This is a genomic window from Bifidobacterium tissieri (genome assembly GCF_002259645.1).
Lineage (GTDB): Bacteria > Actinomycetota > Actinomycetes > Actinomycetales > Bifidobacteriaceae > Galliscardovia > Galliscardovia tissieri.
In genome coordinates this window covers 245,565-268,764 of record NZ_MWWV01000006.1, presented here as the reverse complement: position 1 = coordinate 268,764, position 23,200 = coordinate 245,565, and the positions used below count along the sequence as shown (strand labels likewise).

19 protein-coding genes are annotated in these 23,200 nt (G+C 60.4%); 7 read left to right on the top strand and 12 right to left on the bottom strand.

Features of this window, described 5'->3' with window-relative positions; genetic code table 11:
- Positions 1–222: 222 nt before the first annotated feature.
- From BTIS_RS06320 to BTIS_RS06300, 5 genes are all read right to left on the bottom strand, one after another.
- Positions 223–1,212 carry a TerC family protein gene (locus BTIS_RS06320; protein ID WP_094663705.1) on the bottom strand — a complete coding sequence of 330 codons (990 nt, stop codon included), beginning with the start codon at positions 1,210–1,212 and terminating at the stop codon, positions 223–225.
- A gap of 91 nt (positions 1,213–1,303) precedes the next feature.
- Positions 1,304–3,418: an excinuclease ABC subunit UvrB gene (gene uvrB, locus BTIS_RS06315; protein WP_094663703.1), complete on the bottom strand. Its 2,115-nt coding sequence runs from the start codon at positions 3,416–3,418 to the stop codon at positions 1,304–1,306.
- Positions 3,419–3,523: 105 nt separating this feature from the next.
- Positions 3,524–4,150: a dephospho-CoA kinase gene (gene coaE / locus BTIS_RS06310; RefSeq protein WP_094663702.1), complete on the bottom strand. Its 627-nt coding sequence runs from the start codon at positions 4,148–4,150 to the stop codon at positions 3,524–3,526.
- A gap of 142 nt (positions 4,151–4,292) precedes the next feature.
- On the bottom strand, positions 4,293–5,774 hold the full coding sequence (gene rpsA / locus BTIS_RS06305; protein WP_094663700.1) for a 30S ribosomal protein S1: 1,482 nt from the start codon (positions 5,772–5,774) through the stop codon (positions 4,293–4,295).
- 223 nt (positions 5,775–5,997) lie between these two features.
- Complete coding sequence (locus tag BTIS_RS06300; protein ID WP_158216855.1) at positions 5,998–7,026, bottom strand: metal ABC transporter solute-binding protein, Zn/Mn family; 1,029 nt, start codon at positions 7,024–7,026, stop codon at positions 5,998–6,000.
- A 186-nt stretch (positions 7,027–7,212) separates the two neighbouring features.
- Between BTIS_RS06300 and BTIS_RS06295 the strand changes: the two genes are divergently transcribed.
- The 3 genes from BTIS_RS06295 (at position 7,213) to BTIS_RS06285 (ending at position 10,039) form a co-directional block, all read left to right on the top strand.
- Positions 7,213–8,088, top strand: a complete 876-nt coding sequence (locus BTIS_RS06295; protein WP_094663696.1) for a bifunctional methylenetetrahydrofolate dehydrogenase/methenyltetrahydrofolate cyclohydrolase — start codon at positions 7,213–7,215, stop codon at positions 8,086–8,088.
- 212 nt (positions 8,089–8,300) lie between these two features.
- Positions 8,301–9,212 carry an ABC transporter ATP-binding protein gene (locus BTIS_RS06290; RefSeq protein WP_094663694.1) on the top strand — a complete coding sequence of 304 codons (912 nt, stop codon included), beginning with the start codon at positions 8,301–8,303 and terminating at the stop codon, positions 9,210–9,212.
- A complete protein-coding gene (locus tag BTIS_RS06285; RefSeq protein WP_094663692.1) occupies positions 9,209–10,039 on the top strand; it encodes a metal ABC transporter permease in 831 nt (276 codons plus the stop codon). The genes BTIS_RS06290 and BTIS_RS06285 overlap by 4 nt, the downstream gene beginning before the upstream one ends.
- Before the next feature lie 98 nt (positions 10,040–10,137).
- On the opposite strand, the gene ispF is transcribed toward BTIS_RS06285, so the two are convergent.
- A complete protein-coding gene (ispF, locus tag BTIS_RS06280) occupies positions 10,138–10,668 on the bottom strand; it encodes a 2-C-methyl-D-erythritol 2,4-cyclodiphosphate synthase (protein ID WP_245819337.1) in 531 nt (176 codons plus the stop codon).
- The gene (locus BTIS_RS06275; protein ID WP_094663690.1) at positions 10,668–11,288 is read right to left on the bottom strand and encodes a CarD family transcriptional regulator; all 621 of its coding nucleotides are present in this window, start codon (positions 11,286–11,288) and stop codon (positions 10,668–10,670) included. The genes ispF and BTIS_RS06275 overlap by 1 nt, the downstream gene beginning before the upstream one ends.
- A gap of 229 nt (positions 11,289–11,517) precedes the next feature.
- Here BTIS_RS06275 and glgB point away from each other — a divergent pair, with 229 nt between their 5' ends.
- The 3 genes from glgB to BTIS_RS06260 all read left to right on the top strand — a co-directional run bounded on the left by glgB (position 11,518) and on the right by BTIS_RS06260 (position 15,717).
- The gene (glgB, locus tag BTIS_RS06270) at positions 11,518–13,764 is read left to right on the top strand and encodes a 1,4-alpha-glucan branching protein GlgB (protein ID WP_094663688.1); all 2,247 of its coding nucleotides are present in this window, start codon (positions 11,518–11,520) and stop codon (positions 13,762–13,764) included.
- Positions 13,765–13,889: 125 nt separating this feature from the next.
- Complete coding sequence (locus BTIS_RS06265) at positions 13,890–14,609, top strand: response regulator transcription factor (protein ID WP_094663686.1); 720 nt, start codon at positions 13,890–13,892, stop codon at positions 14,607–14,609.
- Positions 14,610–14,706: 97 nt separating this feature from the next.
- Positions 14,707–15,717, top strand: a complete 1,011-nt coding sequence (locus BTIS_RS06260) for a sensor histidine kinase (RefSeq protein WP_245819344.1) — start codon at positions 14,707–14,709, stop codon at positions 15,715–15,717.
- Between the two features lie 27 nt (positions 15,718–15,744).
- Here the strand turns inward: BTIS_RS06260 and BTIS_RS06255 are convergent, their stop codons facing one another.
- Both BTIS_RS06255 and BTIS_RS06250 read right to left on the bottom strand, forming a co-directional pair.
- Positions 15,745–16,497 (bottom strand): ComF family protein, encoded by a 753-nt coding sequence (locus BTIS_RS06255; protein ID WP_094663682.1) that lies wholly within the window; start codon positions 16,495–16,497, stop codon positions 15,745–15,747.
- Between the two features lie 61 nt (positions 16,498–16,558).
- Positions 16,559–17,377: an HAD-IIB family hydrolase gene (locus BTIS_RS06250; RefSeq protein WP_094663680.1), complete on the bottom strand. Its 819-nt coding sequence runs from the start codon at positions 17,375–17,377 to the stop codon at positions 16,559–16,561.
- Between the two features lie 204 nt (positions 17,378–17,581).
- On the opposite strand from BTIS_RS06250, the gene BTIS_RS06245 reads away from it, so the two are divergent.
- On the top strand, positions 17,582–18,052 hold the full coding sequence (locus BTIS_RS06245) for a metallopeptidase family protein (RefSeq protein ID WP_094663778.1): 471 nt from the start codon (positions 17,582–17,584) through the stop codon (positions 18,050–18,052).
- A 55-nt stretch (positions 18,053–18,107) separates the two neighbouring features.
- On the opposite strand, the gene BTIS_RS06240 is transcribed toward BTIS_RS06245, so the two are convergent.
- From BTIS_RS06240 to BTIS_RS06230, 3 genes are read right to left on the bottom strand one after another with little or no spacing between them, the layout of a single operon-like run.
- Positions 18,108–19,658 (bottom strand): DUF5719 family protein, encoded by a 1,551-nt coding sequence (locus BTIS_RS06240; protein WP_143248887.1) that lies wholly within the window; start codon positions 19,656–19,658, stop codon positions 18,108–18,110.
- On the bottom strand, positions 19,655–22,801 hold the full coding sequence (locus BTIS_RS06235; RefSeq protein WP_143248886.1) for a glycosyltransferase family 2 protein: 3,147 nt from the start codon (positions 22,799–22,801) through the stop codon (positions 19,655–19,657). The genes BTIS_RS06240 and BTIS_RS06235 overlap by 4 nt, the downstream gene beginning before the upstream one ends.
- Positions 22,802–22,843: 42 nt before the next feature.
- On the bottom strand, positions 22,844–23,185 hold the full coding sequence (locus tag BTIS_RS06230) for a WhiB family transcriptional regulator (RefSeq protein WP_245819336.1): 342 nt from the start codon (positions 23,183–23,185) through the stop codon (positions 22,844–22,846).
- Positions 23,186–23,200: the final 15 nt, after the last annotated feature.

Below are 23,200 nucleotides of genomic sequence, written 5' to 3'. Positions count from 1 at the left end.
ATATTGGACAGCCAAGCGTCACCTTCCCGAAAAACTTGGAATATCAGGCCAAAACCATCGTTAATCCATCATCATTCTTCGGGATGGCGGCGTGAAAAACAGCAATCATACGACGAGGTCCCGTGCGTGTCATCCATGCACGGGACCTCGTATCGTCACTACGTAGTGTGATGCAGACAGAACGATCATGCGTCCGTCAATGCATCGGCAGCTGGTCGGCCGTCAGTTCTGCGCGTCCTTCTTCTCCACCGCCTTCATCTTGATGACGCTGGCCGCCGCTGCAATGCCGATCGACAGCACGATCACCGCAAGGGAGAGCCACGTGGGGACTTCCGGCACGGCATGAATGGGCTGGCCACCGTTGATGAACGGCAGCGTATTGGCGTGCAGGGCCTCCATGATCAGCTTGACGCCGATAAAGCCCAGCACCACGGACAGACCGATCGGCAGGTACACCAGTTTGTCAAGCAACGCGCCCAGCAGGAAGTACAGCTGCTGCAGACCAAGCAGGGCGAACACATTGGAGGTGAACACGATGAACGGGTCCTTGGTCAGACCGAAGATCGCAGGAATGGAATCGAAGGCGAACATCACATCGGTGGTTCCGATCGCCAGGAAGACGATCAGCATGGGCGTCCAGTACTTGACGCCATCCTTGGTGGTGCGCAGACGCTCACCGTCATACTCGTCGGAGATGCGAATCACCTTGCGCAATGTGGAGATCAAGGCGTTCTCATGGTATTCCTCGTCATCGTCCTTGCCGAAGGCGAGTTTGAACGCCGTCACCAGTAGGAACGCGCCGAAGAGGAAGAACACCCATGTGAACCGGGTGATGATGGCGGCACCCAGCAGGATGAAGATACCACGCAATATCAGCGCGATCGTGATGCCGATGGACAGCACGAACTTCTGCAATTGCTTCGGGACCGCAAAGTTCGCCATGATGATGACGAATACGAACAGATTGTCGATGCTCAACGAATATTCGGTAAGCCAGCCGGAATAGAACTCCAGGGCCGGCTTGGAACCCGCCACGGCCCAGATGAGTCCGCCGAAGATCAGCGCCATGACCACGAAGAACGCGATGTGTCGCACGCATTCCGCAGTGGAGGGCACATGAGGACGACGACCGATGATCAGCAGATCGACGATAAAGAACACGGCGAGCACCACGAAGGCACTCACCATAAACCATAAAGGAGTCTCAGCCATGGGTCACCATCATACGGACCATCGGTGACCAGTGGAACCGGACATAGACAATATATGGCAATTGTCGCCGCTGCACGACGTCATTTATTCGCTATTTATTCGCTTCGGTCATCTGTCGCAGTTCCTTCTTCAGGTCACGGATTTCGTCACGGAGTCTGGCGGCCAGCTCGAACTGCAACTGCTCGGCGGCCGTATGCATCTGCTCGCTGAGCTGACGGATGAGATCGGCCAGATCCTGAGCGGGAAGCCCCGCGGACAGCAGGTCGCGATGCCGACGCTCGGCCTCTTCCGGAGACCCCCCAATGGGGACACCGAAGTGCGAGTTCCCAGCCTTGTTGGCATTGCGATATCCGCCCTCCAGCAGGGTCTGGGTGTCGACGTCCTCCTTGGCCAGCATGTCGTTGACATCGCTGATCTTCTTGATCAGCGGCTTCGGATCGATGCCGCGCTCCGTGTTGTAGGCGATCTGCTTCGCGCGGCGACGATTCGTCTCGTTGATGGCCTTGGTCATGGCCTCGGTACGACGGTCCGCATACATGATGACCGTGCCGGACACATTTCGTGCCGCACGACCGATGGTCTGGATCAGCGACCGATAGGAGCGCAGGAAGCCTTCCTTGTCGGCATCCAATATCGCCACGAGCGAAACCTCGGGCAGGTCCAGGCCCTCCCTGAGCAGGTTGATGCCCACGATCACGTCGATTTTGCCCTCACGAAGTTCCCGCAACAGCTCCACACGCCGCAACGTGTCGACATCGGAATGCAGATACTCCACCTTGATGTCACGTTCCAGCAGATAGTCGGTGAGGTCCTCGGCCATCTTCTTGGTCAGTGTGGTGACGAGCACACGCTCGTTGCGCGCCACGCGGTCCTTGATCTCGCCAAGCAGATCGTCCACCTGTCCCTCCACCGGACGGACATCGATCTTGGGGTCGACCAATCCCGTTGGCCTGATGATCTGTTCGACCACGCCATCGGACAGGCCGAGCTCATAGTCACCGGGGGTCGCCGACAGGTACACGGTCTGTCCGATGCGCTCAAGGAACTCATCCCATTTGAGCGGACGGTTGTCCATAGCGCTGGGCAGACGGAAGCCGTGTTCCACCAGTGTGCGTTTGCGCGAGGCATCGCCCTCGTACATGGCGCCGATCTGCGGGATCGTCACATGCGACTCGTCGATGACCAGCAGGAAATCGTCGGGGAAGAAGTCAAGCAGGGTATGCGGCGGAGTGCCCGGAGCACGGCCGTCGAAATGTCGCGAATAGTTCTCCACGCCCTGGCACACGCCGATCTGCGACAGCATCTCCAGATCATAGGTGGTGCGCTGGGTGAGACGCTGCGCCTCCAGATCCTTGCCCTGCTTCTTCAGCACGGCCACGCGCTCGTCAAGTTCCTCACGAATCGTCTTCAGTGCATGCTGCATGCGCTCCGGTCCCGCCACATAATGCGACGCCGGGAAGATATGGACCTCGGTCTCGTGCGCGATCTCGTCGCCGGTCAGCGGATGCAACGTGGAGATGCGATCGATCTCGTCGCCGAAGAACTCGATGCGCACCGCCAGTTCCTCGTACACGGGGATGATCTCCACCGTATCGCCACGCACTCGGAACGTTCCACGAGTGAAGGCGATGTCGTTGCGCTTGTATTGCATGTCGACGAACTTCCGGAGCAGATCGTCGCGATTGATCTCCTGCCCCTCCTTGAGGAACAGCATGCGCCCGGCGTATTCCTCCGGCGTGCCCAGTCCGTAGATGCAGCTGACGGTGGCCACCACCACGCAGTCTCGCCGCGTCAGCAGGTTCGCCGTCGCCGCATGACGCAACCGCTCCACGTCGTCATTGATGTTGGAGTCCTTTTCGATATAGGTGTCGGTCTGCGGGATGTACGCTTCCGGCTGGTAGTAGTCGTAGTAGCTGACGAAATAGCTCACGGCGTTGTCGGGCATGAGTTCGCGGAATTCTGCGCAGAGCTGTGCCGCCAATGTCTTGTTGGGTTCGAGGATGAGCGTGGGACGTTGCAGTCGTTCGATGAGCCATGCCGTCGTGGCGGTCTTGCCGGTGCCGGTGGCACCCATGAGCACCACATCGTTCTCGCCGTTCTCGATGCGCGTGGCCAGTTCCTCGATGGCCGCCGGCTGGTCCCCCGATGGCTTGTACGGCGATTTGACCACGAAGGGACGGTTGGTTCGTTCGATGTTATAGCCCATGCCATGCCTCTGTTGTGATGTCTTCCGGAGACTCTAGGAACGGCTGCCTTGCTGCACCATATGCACAGCCAATAGCCGCGGCCTCCCCGTCACCCGCATTCGCACTTAGTACGACGGATGCGTCAGTACGTGATACAGCCTATCAACATCTTCAAACATCTGTTCTAGGGGTTTGGTGGAATCGATCACATAATCGCAGATATCGAACCGCTGCTGCTGGGAGGCCTGGTTGTTGATGCGGGCGACGGCCTCATCACGCGTCATTCCCCTATTGCGAATCATGCGTCGTATTCGGGTCTCCTTGGGGGCTTCGACGGTGATGATCGCATCGAAGTAATCCCACCGCGAAGTTTCAACCAGCAACGGAATGTCATGGACAACAAGCCTGCGGGTGCCATCCTTCGGTTCGGGATGGGAGTCAAGCCATTGATATTCCAGACGCCCGGCCTCGCGGAACACAATGGGATGCACGATGTCGTTGAGCTCCTGCAGCTTTTCCGGATCGGAGAACACATGGGCGGACACCCAGACGCGGTTCATCTCGCCATCCCGTCCACGGGCACGTCGTCCAAACCGACGAATCACCTGATCGAGACCTTCGCTGCCCTTGGCCACCGCCTGTCTGGCAAGCTGATCATAGTCGATCACATAGGCGCCAAGTTGCACGAAGCGCTTGGCCACAGTACTTTTGCCGGCTGCAATGCCTCCGGTTAGTCCCACTCGAGTGAACATGCTCTTCTCCTCACATCGAACGCGGGCGTCCTTGCCCGACCGCTTTCGACTCAACCGTTTTCAGTCTACAGAAAAACCCGGTTGCCATCAGGTAATGACAACCGGGTTTTCACTGTTTAGTCAGCTATGCGACGGAACGAATTCACTTCTTCTCGTTCAGCAGCTGCTCGCGCAGGGCGGCCAGCTGATCGTCGGAAGCGAGAGTACCCTCGGAAGCGGTCTCGGAGGAGTAGTTGGACACCTCTTCCACCTTCTCTTCCTTGGCCTCGCCCTGGCCATCGGCCGCGGCGGAGGCGTCGGCGTTCGCCAGTTCCTTGGCGACGAACTCCTTGTGCTGCTCCCACAGATCGTGGGCGGCGGCGTACTGGGCTTCCCACTCCTCGCGCTGCTTCTCGTAGCCAGCGATCCACTCGTTGGTCTCCGGGTCGAAGCCTTCAGGGTACTTGTAGTTGCCCTGCTCGTCGTACTCGGCCGGCATGCCGTACAGAGCCGGATCGAAGTCCTCGGAGGAGATGTCGACGGAGTCGTTGGCCTGCTTGAGGGACAGGGAGATACGACGACGATCGAGATCGACGTCGATCACCTTGACGAACACCTCTTCGCCCGGCTTGACGACGGTCTCCGGGTTCTCCACGTGGCGGTTGGCCAGCTCGGAGATGTGCACCAGACCCTCGATGCCGTCATCCACGGAGATGAACACACCGAACTGAACGATCTTGGTGACCTTGCCCTTGACGATCTGGCCGGGAACGTGGGTGCGAGCGAAGCGCTGCCACGGATCCTCCTGAGTGGCCTTCAGGGACAGGGAGATGCGCTCACGATCGAGATCGACATCGAGCACCTCGACGGTGACCTTGTCGCCGACCTTGACAACCTCGGACGGGTGGTCGATGTGCTTCCAGGAGAGCTCGGAAACGTGGATCAGGCCGTCAACACCACCGAGATCGACGAAGGCGCCGAAGTTGACGATGGAGCTGATGACACCTTCGCGGATCTGACCCTTCTTGAGCTGCGAGAGGAAGGTCTCGCGCACTTCGGACTGGGTCTCCTCGAGGTACTGACGACGAGAGAGGACCACGTTGTTGCGGTTCTTGTCGAGCTCCAGGATCTTGGCCTGGATCTTCTGGCCGATGTAGGGGGCCAGATCGCGCACGCGGCGCATCTCGACGAGGGACGCCGGCAGGAAGCCACGCAGACCGATGTCCACGATAAGGCCGCCCTTGACGGCTTCGATGACGGTGCCTTCGACAACGCCATCGGCTTCCTTGATCTTCTCGACATCGCCCCAGGCGCGCTCGTACTGGGCACGCTTCTTGGACAGAATCAGACGGCCTTCCTTGTCTTCCTTGGTGATGACAAGTGCCTCGACGGTATCGCCGACCTCGACGACGTCGTCGGGATCGACGTCCTTCTTAATGGAAAGCTCACGGGAGGGGATCACGCCCTCGGTCTTGTAGCCGATATCCAGGAGCACTTCGTCGCGATCGATCTTCACGACGGTGCCTTCGACCAGATCACCATCATCGAAGTTCTTGATGGTGGAATCGACTGCCTTGATGAAGTCCTCTTCGGTGCCGATGTCGTTGATGGCGACCTTGGTGACCTCTGCGTTGTTCTCTGCCATGTAAATGTACTGGTTTTCTAATAGATAGGTGGATAAAATCGATATTCAGTTATTGCCTGCCCATGCGGACACGCACAAGGAGATAGTCTAGCCGAATGCATGGTCAATAAATCCGGGCGTGTCGCGCATGGCGAACACGCCCGTGAAAAGCCCACTGTTATTCGATACGACGCCACTGCTATGACTCCACTATGAACCCTAGCGGCGTCTTGTCCAATGGACGTTATTGATCACTGTCGCCTGAGGATTCCGCGGTTCCCGTCGATGACGAATCCGACGGCTGTGGCGATGACGACTCCGTCGACTGGGACGTGGCATCGTCCGTGTTCGAATCCTTGGTGAGGGCCTTGTCGAACTGCGAGATCAACGAGTTCATCCAAGCGATCAGTCCCGTCGTGCCTTCGGGCACCTGTTCGGTTACGTCGACCATCGGCACACCGGCCTCATCCGCGGACTTGGTGACCATAGCCGTCATGTCGGATTGCTCCTGCGGATTGTTGATCAGCAGGGAGGCCTCGCCGGATGTGAGGACCTTCTGTATCTTCTGCACATCCGCGGGAGCCGGTTCGCTTTCATTGAGCATGGCCTGGGCGTATGACTGAGGAGTGACGTCGGTGAACTTCAGATCACTCATCAGATAGTAGGCCACGGATTCGGTTGCGGCGTACGTGGCTCCGGGATGGTTCTTGGAAAAGACCGCCATGTTTGATTCGAGTTCATTCTCGCTTTTCGTCCAGGTGGCGAGACGCTGGGAGAAGTATGACTTCGACGATGGCGCGGCTTTGCCGTAGGCTTCGGAGATCTCTTTGGCGACCGCGGTGCGCGCGTCACTGGAGAACCACAGATGCGGGTTGTCGCCGTCCGACGCGCCAACGGTATCGGCGGCGTTCACCACGGACTGCGCGCCGGTCGTCGCCTTGGTCGCCCACTCGTCGTATCCGGCACCGTTGACGACAAGCACCGAGGCCTTGGAGATGGCGGCGATGTCGCTGGTCTGCGGTTCGAAATCGTGGGCGTCGACATTGGTGGTGCCGAGAATCGAAACGACGTCGACCTTGTCTCCTCCGATCTCCTTGGCGAGCATGCCCCACTGATTGATCGACGCGACCACCGTGATGACGTCATCACCGGACGGCGAGGAAGCGGCGCTGGCGCCATCGGATGCGGTCGAGCCGCACCCAGCGGTCGAGAACATGATGACGGCGGCTACCGCCGCGGCGGCCACTCTGCCTATTTTCGCGGAAAACGTCATGACTTCCTCCGGGTCATCCATACGCTGTCGTCCACACAACCACTCCTACAGGCACAGTCCGCACTGGAGCGCGGCCGTGGCATGATTCCGTTCTGTGGAATGATTTCACGATAGCCCATGATGCGGAGTATCGTGACAGGACGCGTTATTGACGCTGTAAGGCGATACAGGACAAGGAGCGAATCGATGGCACTTCGATTGGACGGCAAGCAGGCGTCGGCCACCATCAAGGCGGACCTGGCACGGCGCGTGGAACGGCTGAAATCCAAAGGGATCACCCCCGGACTAGGCACGCTGCTGGTCGGGAATGACGCGGGAAGCGTCAAGTACGTGGCGGGCAAGCACCGCGATTGCGCCGAAGTGGGTATCGCTTCCATCGCCGAGGAGCTTCCCGCGGATGCGAGCTTCGACGACATCGCGTCGGCAATCCAACGACTGAACGAGAACCCGGCATGCACGGGCTTCATCGTGCAGCTGCCACTGCCCAAGGGCATCGATGAGAACGCGGCGATCGACCTGATCGATCCGAAGAAGGACGCGGACGGCATGCATCCCTACAATCTCGGCGAGCTGGTGTTGCATCCGCGGGGAGAGCTGACCACGCCGCTGCCGTGCACGCCTCGTGGCGTCGTGGAGTTGCTGTCCATGAACGACATCGATCTCAACGGCAAGCATGTTGTGGTGCTGGGTCGCGGCATCACCATCGGTCGAACCATTGGTCTGCTGATCAGCCGCAAGGAGATCAACGCCACGGTGACGCTGTGCCACACCGGCACCACGAACATCCACGAGATCATGCGGTCGGCCGACGTGATCGTCGCGGCGATGGGCAGCGCCCACTTCGTCAAGCCCGAGGATGTACGACCGGATGCCGTGCTCGTGGACGTGGGCGTCAGCCGCGTAACCGATCCGGAGACGGGAAAGTCCAGGATTCTGGGTGACGTGGATCCGGCAGCACGGGAGGTATGTGCCGCATATACGCCGAATCCGGGCGGCGTGGGGCCGATGACCCGTGCCATGCTGCTGAGCAATGTGGTGGATATCGCCGAACGCATGGCCTGATGGCATGCGGTAATAGTGGCTCCAAGGGCGCCTCGTCATCGGGGCGCCCTTGTCGTTGGTCGTGGTCAGTCATGATGACCATTCATCACCTCATCGCCGGCACACGTCCATCACACCGCCACCGACGGTTGCTGACACGTCGTAATTGGACGAATTCATCAAATACTGATTATTATTCTCAATAGTAGTATGATTATCGTCAGAGGTGCATTATGTCAGCAACGCACGTCCAATCCGTCCCAACCCCGGATAACGCCACAACGGACGCCGTGGTGCTCAGCGACGCCGAGGTCCGTCGCGGAGGAAAGGTCATCTGGTCGCACGGCAACCTTGCCATTCCCTCCGGAACGGTGACCGCCATCGTCGGCACCAACGGAGCGGGAAAGACCACGCTTTTGGATGCCGAACTCGGTTTGGTGCCATTGCATTCGGGCTCCATCACCGTCATGGGACGCCCCGCAGGCCAGAACAACGCCAAGATCGGCTATGTACCGCAGTCATATATTGCAGGACTGGATTCGAACATCACCGCGCGACAGTCAGTGATTCTGGGACTTACCGGCACACGATTCGGCATTCACTTCGTCACCAGGGAGGAAAAGGCCCGGGCACAGCAGGTGCTGGAGTTCGTCGGTCTGGCGGACAAAGCCGACTATCGGCTCAATGAGCTGTCCGGCGGTCTGCGCCAGCGTGCGGCCATCGCACAGGCGCTGGTCGGCGGCCCGAAGCTGCTGCTGCTTGACGAGCCGCTGGCAAACCTCGATATGGCCAGCCAGCGCGCCGTGGTGGAACTACTGGCCCGTCTGAATCAGGAGTGGGGCATGACCATTCAGGTGGTCGCCCACGATCTCAACATGCTGCTGCCCATTCTCACCGGCGCGATCTATCTGCTTGACGGACACCCGCACTACTCCCCCATCAGCTCGGTGCTCGACTCCGATCTGCTCACTCATCTGTACGGCACACGCATCGAAGTGGTGACCACGCCACAGGGCGACATGTTCGTCACGCCCGACCGCAAGCTGGAGCCCGACGAACGCGATCAGGATACGCACGATGCAACCGAGGCGGCGCATTTCCACGAGCATCACCATACGAACCTTCCGAAGGAGAACGCACGATGAAGGTCACATTCGCTTTCGATCCCGAGTGGCTGTCGGTGCTTACCGCGCCCTTCATGACGAATGCCATCGAAGCCGGCCTGCTCATCGCCATAGCCGCTGGAATCATGGGATACTTCACCATCACACGGCACTCCACCTTCGCGGCACATGCACTGGCTCATATCGGTCTGCCCGGTGCCACCGGTGCGGTGTTGCTGGGTCTGCCCGTCTCCCTCGGTCTCGGGGCGTTCGCGCTCGGCGGCGCGCTGGTGATCGGAGCGCTGGGCAAGAAGGTGTCCGAACGCGAGATCGCCACGGGAACCGTACTGGCGTTCGCCACCGGTCTGGGTCTGTTCTTCGCCCGACTTTCCTCCAGCGCGTCGCAGCAGATGCAGTCAATCCTGTTTGGTTCGATCCTTACGATCACCGATGGTCAGATCATCGGGTTCGCGATCTTCGACGTACTGCTGCTGGCTGTGCTGGCCCTGGTATACCGGCCGCTGCTGTTCAGCTCGCTTGACGAGCAGGTGGCGCGTGCCAAGGGCGTGCCGATCTCGCTGATGAATGTGCTGTTCATGGCCATCATGGCGGGAGTGATCACCGTTGCGGTACCCGCGGTGGGCACCCTGCTGATCTTCGCGCTTGTTGTTACGCCTGCCGCCACGGCCTCGATGATCACCCGTTCGCCGTTCGCCGCCATCGTGGTGTCGTGTCTGCTGTGTCTGGTCAGCATCTGGGGCGGTCTGGTGTTGTCGGCCATGTTCCCCACTCCGCCCAGCTTCGTCATCGTGACGCTCAGCACCCTGATGTGGGGTATAGCACGAGTGGTGTGCGGCAGGAAGCACTGATAACAGATATTCGAATGGGGACGTCTACCGTCCCCATTCTTCGTTCAGCCGATACATGGTGAGATCACTATCAATACATCAATACGCTGATCAATCGATCAATCAGCGGACGGCGACGACGCGAACGGCATAGCCAATGCCGTGGCGATTGCGGCGATGCCTTCGCCCCGGCCGGTGAATCCCATGCCATCCGTCGTAGTGGCGACGATGGTCACCGGAGCGCCAAGCGCTTCGGTCATGGCCCTGCACGCCTCCTCACGTCGGCGTCCGATACGTGGCGCATTACCAATGATGGAAACCGATACATTGACGATGCGCCAGCCCCCATGCTGCACGCGGTCTCGAACCATATGCAGCATGTGGTCCCCGTGCATACCTGCACCCGAGGAATCAGCCCCGACACCGAACATGGAGCCGATATCCCCCAGACCGCAGGCCGACAAGACGGCGTCGATCACCGCATGAACGGCGACATCGCCGTCGGAGTCCCCATCAATGCCTTCTACGCCACGATGCTCATCATCGGTCCAGCGCAAGCATGCCAGCCACAGCGGCCGGTGTGTGCCGGATTCCGCAAAGCGATGCGCATCAAACCCCTGTCCGATGCGCATCGCGGTCGGTTCGATCATCACTTGGCCTTGCGGGTCGACTTCTTCTTGCCCTTGGACGCCTTCGCCTCGGCCTCGATGCGGGCGAGCGTTTCGGACGCGGGCTCCTTGGGTGCCTTGGTGTGATGCTTCTCATCCCCCGGCTCGGGATCACGGTAGCCGAGATTCACATCAAGCAGACGCTGGGTCTCCTCTTCGCTGAGCTTTTCACTGAGCGAGATCTCGGAGGTGAGAATGTTGCGAGCCTTGGTAAGCATGCGCTTCTCACCGGCGGACAGGCCATGCTCGTCGTCGTCGCGCTGCGCAAGATCCCTGACGACCTCGGCGACCTTGTTCACATCGCCGGTGGCGATCTTCTCCACGTTGAGCTTGTAACGACGGGACCAGTTGGTCTTCTCCTCAACGATCGGCGTACGAAGAATCTCGAACACCTTGGAGACGGCCTTGCCGTCGACGACATCCCTCACGCCGACCTTCTTGACGTTCTCCTCGGGAATCTGGATGACAAGACCATCAGAGGACAGCACGGAAAGCTTGAGATACGTGCGCTTGACTCCGTTCATCTCCCTTTCGGTGATCTCAACGATCTTCGCGGCGCCATGGCGCGGGTAGACAACGGTATCGCCAACCTGATAACTCATAAAGACAGCCCCTCCAAATGATTACAGAAGACATTTCATATTCGCATATCGCATGGACGACAACGAATTCCCCCATTAAGACACTCGCGGAACCAGCCATCGGGACATCTCAGACCTTCACGGCGTGTCGCCCAGAATGACGGGAAATCAAGGAGACACCCGGGTGTGAACGTTCAAACCCGGCACGGAGATGAACGATTTTATGCGGGGGTCTACGTACACTTTTGGTATGACAAACACACATGAAAACATCCCGCAGCCCGTCAAAGTCGACCAGGCAGCCCTGGATGCCGTCAGCAATGGCGTCTTCTACAACCCGCACACCATTCTCGGTGCGCACCTCAACGGAGAGGACGGCGAAGGCTTCGCCACCGTGCGCGTGCTCAAGCCCCTTGCCAAGACCGTGACCATCATCACCCCGAACGGGGAGTGGCAGGCCTGGCATGAATGGAACGGCGTGTTCGTGGCCGTCGTGCCGGCGGACAAGACCGACGACGGATATGCCGTACCTGATTATCGCGTAAGAACCGAATACGAGGACGGATCGTCCTCGCTGGCCGACGATCCCTATCGCTACATGCCCACCGTCGGGGACATGGATATGTACCTGTTCGGCGAAGGACGTCACGAGCGTCTGTGGGAGGTGCTCGGCGCCCACGTGCACACGTACGACGACGTCATGGGAGAACCGGACGGCTCCTCCGACACCACCGTGTCCGGCACCGCCTTCGCCGTATGGGCCCCCAACGCCCGCGCCGTTCGCGTGGTCGGCGATTTCAACTCCTGGGGAGGCCGTCAGTTTGCCATGCGCGAGCTTGGTTCCTCCGGCATCTGGGAGATCTTCATCCCCGGCATCGGCGCCGGCGAGCGCTACAAGTACGAGATCTTCAACGCCAACGGCGAATGGAAGCAGAAGGCCGACCCGATGGAACGCCAGCATCAGGTGCCGCCGGAAACCGCATCCATCGTCGTGGACTCCAAGCATGAATGGCATGACGACGAATGGATGGAGCGTCGCCGCACCGTCGATCCGCATGCCGGCCCCATCAGCATCTACGAGGTCCATGCCGGCTCTTGGAAGGTGGGCATGACCTACCGCACACTCGCCGACGAGTTGGTTCCCTACGTCAAGAAGATGGGCTTCACCCATGTGGAGTTCATGCCGCTCGCCGAGCATCCATTCACCGGATCGTGGGGATATCAGGTCACCGGCTACTATGCACCGCAGTCGCGTCTCGGCACCACGGACGATCTCAAGGCGCTGATCGACGCCTTCCATCAGGCGGGCATCGGCGTGATCGTGGACTGGGTCCCTGCCCATTTCCCGAAGGACGACTTCGCACTCGCCCGATTCGATGGCACGCCGCTGTACGAGGACCCGGATCCGCTGCGCGGCGAGCATCCCGACTGGGGCACGTACGTGTTCAACTTCGGCCGTAACGAAGTACGTGACTTCCTGGTGGCCAACGCCTGCTACTGGCTCGACGAATTCCATGTCGATGGCCTGCGCGTGGACGCCGTGTCCTCGATGCTCTACCTCGACTACAGCCGTGAGAACGGCCAGTGGCGTCCGAACATCTACGGCGGACGCGAGAACCTCGAGGCCATCGCATTCCTCAAGGAGGCCACCTCCACCGCATACGGACGCTACCCCGGCACCATGATGATCGCCGAGGAATCCACGGCATGGCCGGGCGTGACCGCCCCGACGTCCGAAGGCGGTCTGGGCTTCGGACTGAAGTGGAACATGGGTTGGATGCACGATACGCTCGAGTACCTGCATGAAGCCCCGATCAACCGCAAGTGGCATCATGGTGAAATCACGTTCTCGATGATGTACGCCTATTCGGAGCATTACGTGCTGCCGATCAGCCATGACGAGGTCGTGTACGGCAAGGGTGCGCTGTTCGGCAAGATGCCTGGTGACGACTGGCAGAAGTACGCTGGCGTGAGGGCCCTGTTCGCCTATCAGTGGGCGCATCCGGGCAAGAACCTCACCTTCATGGGCAACGAGATCGCCCAGTATGGCGAGTGGAACTACAAGTCCTCCGTCGATTGGGACGCCCTCAACTGGCCGGATCATCAGGGGGTGCAGAAGTTCGTCGCCGATCTGAATGAACTGTACCGGAAGAGCCCTGAATTCTGGAGTCAGGACTTCGAGCCCTCCGGATTCCAGTGGCTCACCAGCGACGACGCCGACCACAATGTCCTGAGCTTCATGCGTCTGGACAAGGAAGGCAACCCGATCGTGGTGATCGTCAACTTCTCCGGTTCGGCATGGTCCGACTATCAGGTGCCGCTGCCCAAGGGCGGCAAGTGGGTCGAGATCCTCAACACCGATGACGAGAAGTATGGCGGATCGGGTATCTCCAACACCGATATCGAGGCGGAGAAGGAGGAATACCATTCCCGTCCGTACTCGGTGAAGATCACCGTTCCGGCTCTGGGAGCCCTGTTCCTCAAGCCTCAGGAGTGACAATCACCGCCGCACCCGATCCTTCCGGACGCGGCATCCGTTAGCGTAAGGCCAGGATTCTTTTCCTGGCCTTACGTATGATGGTGGTCAACAGACATGGCAACACAAGGTGATATAAGGCAATAATGAACACTATCGATGCACACACCTCCAGACGTACGATCCTCGTGGTCGAGGATGAACCCACGCTGGCCACTGCGATCGCCCAGCGACTGACCGCGGAAGGCTGGAATGCCCGTGTCGCCGGGGACGGCGCCAGCGCGGTACAGGCCGCGAACCAGCTCAAGCCCGATCTGGTGATCATGGACATCATGCTTCCCGTGATGGACGGTCTCGAAGCCACCAAGCGTATCGTGGCCAGCCGTCCCGTCCCGGTGCTGATCCTCACCGCCCGCGATGACGAGGCCGACAAGGTGATCGGATTGGGCGCAGGAGCCGACGACTATATGACCAAGCCCTTCTCCATGCGCGAGCTCATCGCCCGTTGCAAGGCACTGCTGCGTCGCGTCGAACGGGCCAAGGTCATCGCCAAGAACTCGGAAAACGAGAAGATTCTCGATTTCGGCACGCTGGTGATCGACCCCGCCCAGCGCATCGTGACGCTTGACGGTACCGAGGTCCATCTGACCCCCACCGAATTCGATCTGCTTGCCACACTCGCCCGACGCCCCAAGTCGGTGCTTACCCGCGAAAAGCTGCTCGAAGAGGTCTGGGACTGGGTCGATGCGTCCGGTACCCGAACCGTTGACTCTCATGTCAAGGCCCTGCGTCACAAGCTCGGCCCTGAGCTCATTCGCACGGTGCATGGTGTGGGTTATGCCTTTGAACCGCCAGAAGCCAAGTAAGGGCAAGCCGGCACGTCAGTCACGACCCGTGCGTCGGAGCGGCGAGTCGCAAGGTCTGACGGCTAAGCTGGACCGTTGGAGGGACCGCCCGATCGGTATGTTCAGTTCCCTGAAGGCCGAGCTGAGCATCCTGATCACCTTGTCCACCGCCATAGCATTCGTTCTGGCCTGGCACTTCCTTAAATGGGGTTGGAGCGGCTGGCTCGCCATGCCGTTGACCTTGGTGGTGGCCTTGGGCATCACCTACTTCTTCGCCCACGGGCTCACGGCTCCGCTTCGGCAGATGCGCGATGCGGCCGAGGCCATGGCTGAGGGCGACTACACCGTGCGCGTGGAAAGCGCCAATGACAGCCGCGACGAGGTGGGACAGCTCGCCCGGTCCTTCAACGAAATGGCCGAGGAGCTGCAGCACGCCGACCAGATGCGCCGCGACATGGTCGCCAACGTCAGTCATGAGCTCCGCACGCCCGTTTCCGCCCTGCAGGCGCTGGTGGAGAATATGGCCGATGGCGTAGTGGAGCCTACTCCCGCCAATCTGGAGGGGATTCTTGATCAGACGCACAAGCTGTCCGATCTCATCGCGTTCCTGCTTGACATGTCCCGTGTGGAGGCCGGTGCCGCGAGTCTTGAAATCGAGCCCTTCGACTTCGCCGAATTCATCGATGACACCGTCAAACCGCTGGAGATCGCGGACGGCGGCCACGGCCATACCATTCACGTTGATGTACCGGAACATCTGCGGATGGAGGGTGACCCGAACCGGCTGAGTCAGCTGTTCACCAACATCATCGCGAATGCGCTCAAACACTCCCCCGACGGCACCGAGGTGCTTATCGAAACGCATGAGAACGAGGAACGCGGCACGGTCATCACGAATGTGGTGAACTATGGGTCCCGTATACCGGAAGAAGCGCGCAATGACATTTTCCGCCGGTACGTCAAAGGTACGGGACGCCCGGGCACTGGTTCAGGCGGCACCGGCCTCGGCCTGTCCATCGCCCGCTGGGCGGCGGGACTGCATGGTGGAACCGTAAACGTGGTACCCGATCCCCGAGGGGCGAACTTCGAGATCGAACTGCCCAAATATCCCACCATCGACGATGAGTAGTCAATGAACAGCCATTACAACCATTGATCAGCGTTCCGAAGGCGCTGGCACGGCGGCAAGCATAAACCCCGTATGGACATGTATGTCTGCGCTGTTCAGCGCCTTCGCACACTGGCGGACCGTCGATCCTGTGGTGATGATGTCGTCGACCAACACCGCTGCACTGCAGTCCTGCAGCAGATCTCGATTCACATGAAGCCGGTTACGCAATCGATTCGCACGCTCGCCGGCTTTGCTGGACTGCACCGACTTTGCCGTCGTGCCCGTAATGCTCAACGCCGGTACGCAGCGTGCCGGTACGCCCCGTAGACGAAGCCCATCCGCCACCGCCTGCGCAAGCAGAACCGTGTGAAAACGTCCCCTCCTGCGCATGGACGACCGTGCCGATGGCGCCGGCACCACCGCAATCATATTGCGCTGATTCTGGAAACCGTCGAATTCGTTGCTGCGTAGCAGGCAACGGGCAATCATGACGGCGAACTCTCCGTCGAGCTCCTGATCGTCGTGATCCTTCCACATCAGTACGGCACGGCGGACCGCTCCCCGATAGATGCCGCAGGCATGCACACGTCCGGAGGCCATCACCGCCGTCGGCATGGACCGAATGACATCATGATCGAACAGATCGACGCAGGATTCACACAACACCGTATCAGGACGATCACAGCCCGCACAGCCGCGAGGAAGCAGCAAATCACGCATCTCCCGTCCCAGACCGGCCATGCCACGCCATGCCTGGCGCAGACCGGTCTGATCAACACGGCTGGGATGCGTACTCATGATCCTTCTCTATTCCTCAGCCATCCGAGATTCTTCAGCCATCCGAGTCATCGCGCCACCGTCAATCATTCACCGACAACGCGGCAATCAGTCGACGGATTGCTTCAAGCGTGTCATCGGGACAGGAGACACGGATCGCATACGCGCCCGCCACCGCTGCGGGGTAATCGTTCCCGTCCGGATCCATACGATCGCCGATGAACGCGATACGGGACACGGGAACATCAAGGATACTTGACAGCTGACGCATGGCGTAGGCCTTATCGATGCCTTTGGCGACCACGTCCACGCTGGTCGATCCGCCGGATCGGACGGTCAGCTGGGGAAGATCGGCAGCCACGGCGGCCGCGAGCCTGTTCTTCTTGGCACGGTCCGGATCCCACGCCTCCTTGGCGTCCACCGGAGCAAGCTGCCCCAATGCGGAAAAGGTGATCTGGCTGCCTCGATCTTCCAGACGGTCGCCCCAGATACGATCGTCAGGCAACCATAGTCCCTGTTCCTTGGCGTGTCTGGTCAGCGATTCGATAGCCGCGTCACGATCCTCGGGACTGAGATCATGCGCATATTGGCAACGCCATTCGGAACCGTCCCAGGCATAATACCGCGTACCGCTGGTGGGCATCAGATGCAGGTTGTCACGATCCGCCATGTCCCCGATCATGGCAAGGATCTGGTTGGTGAACAGATGGTACTTTCCCCCGGACACCACGGCGCAGGGAATATGATGGGTCAGTTCGGCAAAGGCCGCAGCCATGTCGGCGGTCATCGGAGTCTTCGATTTGGCGAGCGTCGTGTCCAGATCGAATCCAATGGCATCGATCATCCCGGCCAGCCGGTCATAATCCACATCATCCCAGCGGTGAATCATCACGTCGCCCATCACATCCTCCTTCGACACCCATAGGCGTCCACGACGGACGTCTGCATTTCAGCATTATCGCACAACAACCACACCGGAAGGTGGGACGCATGTCATTGTTCACAACGCCTGCCAGCATGTCCGCCGGAGGCACCCAGACACAACTTAGGCACAGTCGCTCAGGCATATGCCCAACATCAGCACTGCCGGCTAGTGTATATCCTCATGACCAAGGAATCCGACTTCACTTCACTGTTACGTGCCAGCGGCACCGTGTTGCCCTGGGAGCACAAGATCTATCGAAACCGTCATGGCAGAGGCATCCGACAGGCCACCTTCGGAATTCGCATGCCCCGGTATCGCACCAAATCCGGGACATTCGACGGCATGGTGGTGGCCCAATTGAAGCGTCTTAACGCCGCCTGGCCGGAACTGCTGAAGAACACGGAATGCGCAGTGGAGGATGTCCCCCCGTCGGGTCCGGTGTCATGGGAGATGAAACGGGCGTTCCTGTCTCAGTCGTTCCCCGCCGAACATGGCTCCCCCGCCCGCATCGTGCTGTACCGCAAGCCGATCGAGCAGCGGAGCCAGAGCCGGCTGGACATGCAGTTCCTCATCCGTGACGAGATCGTGGCGCGGCTTGCCGATCTGACCGGCCGTCATCCCGAGGACATCGACCCGGACTGGGGACTCTGATCCGGCTGTCGGAACACTCACGGCCGGGCAGCCGGATGACTGTTCGACTGGACGACTATTTGACGACGGACAGTGACTGATCGGCTCGCACCTGTGCCTGAGCGGGCATGAGGCTCGACGATCCGATCACGCCAAGACCCGCAAGATGCGCATCGTTCACTGCATTGACGCCGATCATGGCGGACCAGACGATGGACGCCTTGTCGTCACTCATGGTCACCGTCACAACGCCATCGGCGATCTCACTCGGCTTGATCGACACTGCCTTGTGGGGTTCGACCGTGACCTCCTTCTCGCCCTTCTGCGTGCCGTCGTCACCGTATCCGATCAGTTTCGTCGTGACCGTCTGGTCGGCTGTATTCACCATGGCCAGCGTGGCGTCCACTCCGTCAGGAATGGCAACGGCACCCGACGCAACGGCGACAACGCCATTGGCCAACGAAAAATCGGTCTGATTGTCAGACGATTGCGAGCAGATCGCCGACACATACACGGCGGAACCGCTTTCCACGCGCAACCCGAGTGCGTCATCGGGAGCCTTGCCGAATCCGATGGACTTGACCGTGTTGGCGGTCACCGTGTCCTTCTTCGCCTCCGATGTACCGGATCCGGTGATCCACGACAACGTCACGTCACCGCCTTGGTCGGAGTACAGATTCACCGTGACGTCCTGTCCTCCTCCGACGCCTGCGATCGTCGTGTCGGTGGCTGCTGTGGCCGGCAACGGAGTCGCGTAGTCGGATCCCCTTGGAGCGAGCCCCTCGGCATGGACCACACGCACCACGGCCGACACCGGTGCGCCACTACTCGTCAGCGACAGATACAGACCATCCTGTGCAGGTGCGGCGGCGGAGACATCGACCACGGTCTGTGATTTGCCCGCCACGGTCACCTTGCTGTCGGTGGAGGATGCGATGGCTTGCGCGGAACCGGTACCCCACATGCTCATCGACACGGTCGTTGATTTTTCCGTCGGGTTGGCCAGCACAAGCTGCTGGGTCCACCCGGTCTGCGTGGCAGGCAGCAGGAACGACTGCCGAAGCTGAGGATTCACACATTGCACGGAGGACAATCCCTGTAGGTCGCCTTCAGTGGCCCAGGAGGCCACGGAAGCGGCCACACCGGATCCTTTGCTCACATCCAGCATCCTGGACGTGAGTAGCAGCGGATCAGCGCCCGCATCGGATCCGTATACGAACGCCTTCGTCTGATCGGTCAGATCAATGTCCGGCGTATCATGCTTGTCATCGCCGTTGAGCGAGGTGACGGCGGTGCTATACATGGAGCCGAATGCGGCAAATCTCGCCTTGCCGACGATATTGCCCTCCGAGATCTGATACGCGGAGTCGCCATACGATTCGGTATCAGCCAGTTGCATGCGCGCCGGGCAGTAGGACTGCAGCATGGTCTGCCCCACACTGACCGTATGGGAACCGGAACGCGCGTCCGACCCGTCAATGAGATGATCGGCCGGCGTCAGGACAGCAAGCAGACCGAATACCGCCAACAGGAGTATCGCCGTGACCGAGGAGACAAACACCTTGCCCACGGTGCCCCATACGCTACGGGATCGGCGGGCGGCGCCCGACCGTGTTGATCTGCTCATACCTGTCCCCCATTGATGTTGATTCGACGGAATCTCGGGAATGCGACGATGCAGTACAGCACCACGACCACGCCCATGCACCATACCCATGCCAGACGCCATCCATCGGACAGCGCACGCGATTCGGCACCCGTATCCATACTGATATCGTCGCCGGACGCGGTGGTGAGCCGCACGTAGGTTCCCGCTTCGTTGCTCACCACGGACTGGGTACCGCCGCTTGCGAGAATATTCGCCACCAGATCACGGTTGGCGGAATCATCGGAATATGGAACATATATGCCGCCGATACCCAGTGACGCCAAGGTGGCTACAGCGGAATCATCGTTGTTCTGCAGCAGGCTCGCCGCAACCTTGGACACCTTCTCAGCAGTCTGGTCCAATGGCTGGGACACGGCGCGCGCGTTGATGGCCGGGGAATTGTCGATGAAATCACCGCGTCCGCTGCGCATGTACGAGTAGTCAACCGCCGTGGACGACTCCGCATTCAGTGCAAGGATGCGATGGCCCGGATTCGCGGCCAGATAGTCCTGCGCGATCAACGGCAGCTCATGGTTCTGCACATTCAGATGCGCCCCCTGCTGCACTCTCACGCCGCAGATCGAGCCCCAGAGTCCCAGGCATGCCGCCAGCAGCACGACCAGAGTCGCGCGTGCCACAATGATGAGATTGCGACGGCCGTAGAAGCTTCGATGACGTGATTCAATGCGTGCCGCGGAATCGTCGCCATCACGCACCAGCAGCGGAGAGAACGGGCGCACGGCGCGTCCCGCGACAATGCACAGGCAGGAGAACATGCCAACCATCATGAATGCGACGCCCGGCAGAGCCATGCCGGCAATCGGTCCGTCCTGCCCCGGGGCAACGGCCACGCGCACCGCGACGATGGCGGTCAGTGCGCCCGTCAAGCCGATGGTCCACATCATGCGTGACGCGCGTAACGCGAACGGAAGGAACAAGGCTACCACGGCAGCCGCCACAACCAAGATCACCGTGGCCAGCACGGCGGCGGACTCCGGCACGCGCAGCATGGCCCATATCGAGGAATTCGCGGTAGGAGCGACGCCAAGCGTCTCGCCGAGAATTCCCAGCAGATTCGAGGCACGCACCGATCCGTTCACGGAAGACTCCGGCAGCATCATGTCGGCGAATAGCTGACGATATGAACCGGAGTTGAGATTCAACACCACGTTGAGCAACGTAGGAGCCAGCAGGAATGCACCCGGCACCGGGATGAGCAGCAGCATCACCCGGTGCGAACGCACCATGATCAGGAACGCAAGGAATACGACGACGAGCGGCAGCACCAGTTGCGGTTCGGAGGCAACGACCACGGCCAGGCACAGCGAGGCCAGTCCGGCGGATTGCACGGATGCCGTAGGGGTGAGCACCGCCTCGGTGTGGTACATGCCTACCGCACGGAACACGAACGCCATGCCCGCCGGCAGGAAGACCATCACCATGAGCATCGGAAGATTGCCCTGCGCGTAAAGCCCCAACATGCCACCAAGCATGCACCACAGCAGGCCCGTGGCCACACGCACCGAATTGGAACGGGTGAAAATACCGGCAAGCGCCCAGAAGGAGAGGGCGGAGAACGGCGCGGCAAGGAGGATGATCAGCGCCATGGCCACGGTGACATGGCCGAATGCGATCGTGGTAAGGGCCATAAGGATCAACAGGAACGGCGCCGGTGGCGCTGTGGTTCCCGGACCGTTGGCGTAGGTAAAGACGCCAGTGGCGGCCTCGGCGATCTGGGCAAGGCTGGCGGAGGACGGGACAAGGGTCGCGGAGTGGAAGGACGTTCCCGAGGTCAGCGAGGTAAGGACGCTGATATTGGCCAGAATGCCGGCGATGAGCGACAGGATCATCATGATGCTTACCCAGAGTGTACGGCGACGGCGCTGTGCACGCAGGTGCGCGAGGGCCAGCGGGCTGAGCAGCGTGGTGCCCTGCGAGTCGGCGAAGGCGCTGCTGCGTTCCCGCCATTGTGCGAGCTGATCGCGCCTGGCGACAAGTACGGATAGCTGTCGCAGACTCATGGAGGACTGTCTGGCCACCTTGCCTCGGGCGGACGCTCCCCTAGGCATCCAGAGCAGGGTGCGCCAGGGTGCGCCGAGTTCGCAAAGCGCTTCGTATGGACGCTTGCCCGCCAACTGGGTGAAGGCGAGGATGAATGACATGAGGAAGCGCAGGAGCCATGTGGGCAGCCACATGATGCCGCGGATGTCGGTGAACCGGTAGCGCTCGCGCGCATCGACCTTCATGGCGTACGGGTTGATGGAGGTGTGGCTGCCGGTGGAATGACCGGTATGGGTGCGCAGCCCTTCGAATCGCGCACGACGGTGTCGGATGACGCTGCGAGGCACGATCAGCACGCGGCCGCCGGAGAGACAGACGCGCCTGCAGAAATCGGCGGATTCGGCGAATGTTCCCATCTGCGGACTGGTGCCGTTGAGCTCCATCCACGTCTGGAGGGATATGAGGGCGCCGGCGAGATCGACCGCGTAGACGTCCTGTCTGGCGTCGTACTGTTCCTGGTCGGGTTCGCCGTCGACCACGAGGGATGCGATGCCGTGTCGCCGTGTGGCGTAGTAGCCGACGTCGTGGAGGTGGTCGCCTTCCCAGGATATCTGCTTGCATCCAAGCACGGATGCGGTGGGGGCGTTGCGCCAGGCTTCGCGCATGGTGTCGAGACAGGAGTCATCGGCAGGACGGGAATCGTCGTGCAGGAGCCAAAGTGCGCGGATCGCCGCCGTCAGACGGGCATGATCGAGTGCGCGGCTGACGGCATCGCCGAATGTGACGGCTCCTTCCGCACTGACGATCTGGATATCGACGTCATGGACCATGCTCGCATGTTCGTCGTCATATGATCCGTAGACCGGCGTCGCCAGTCGGAATGCGCATCGCACGGAGGTTTTCGTTTCCCCGGTGCAGTCGGCGATGACGATGATGCCGGGCAGTGTACGCTGCGCCAGCACGGCGCTGAGCGTGTCGGGCAGGAATCGGATATCGGATTCCACGCAGATCACCGCCGCCACGGCGGAATCCACCTCCTGTCCGGTTTGCGCCCGGTGGCCGGAAAGTACGGAGCCGACCGTCTCCTGAATGCCTTGGGCCTCGTCCATAACAGATTTCATCTTCTCCACTGTATGACAACCCGGGCGAACACGGCGTATCCGTCAGGCCTGTTCTTTACCATGTTCTTTCTTATATCGGCGACGTTCGCGCTCGCTCATCCCGCCCCAGATGCCGAATCGTTCATCATGGTCAATGGCCCACTTGAGACATTGCTCCCGCACTTCGCACTGGGCGCACACACGCTTGGCATCCCGGGTGGATCCTCCCTTTTCCGGGAAAAAGGCTTCGGGATCGGTCTGGGCGCACAGTGCCTTGTGCTGCCATGACACGTCTTCGTCGGCATCAAACAGCCCCCAGAGCTCGAACAGGGCACGTTCGGCGGACTCCGGTGTGGCGGAGTCGGAATCGTCGCCTTTTTGGGAATCGCCGAACACTCCCCACATGTCGAAACCTCCCAA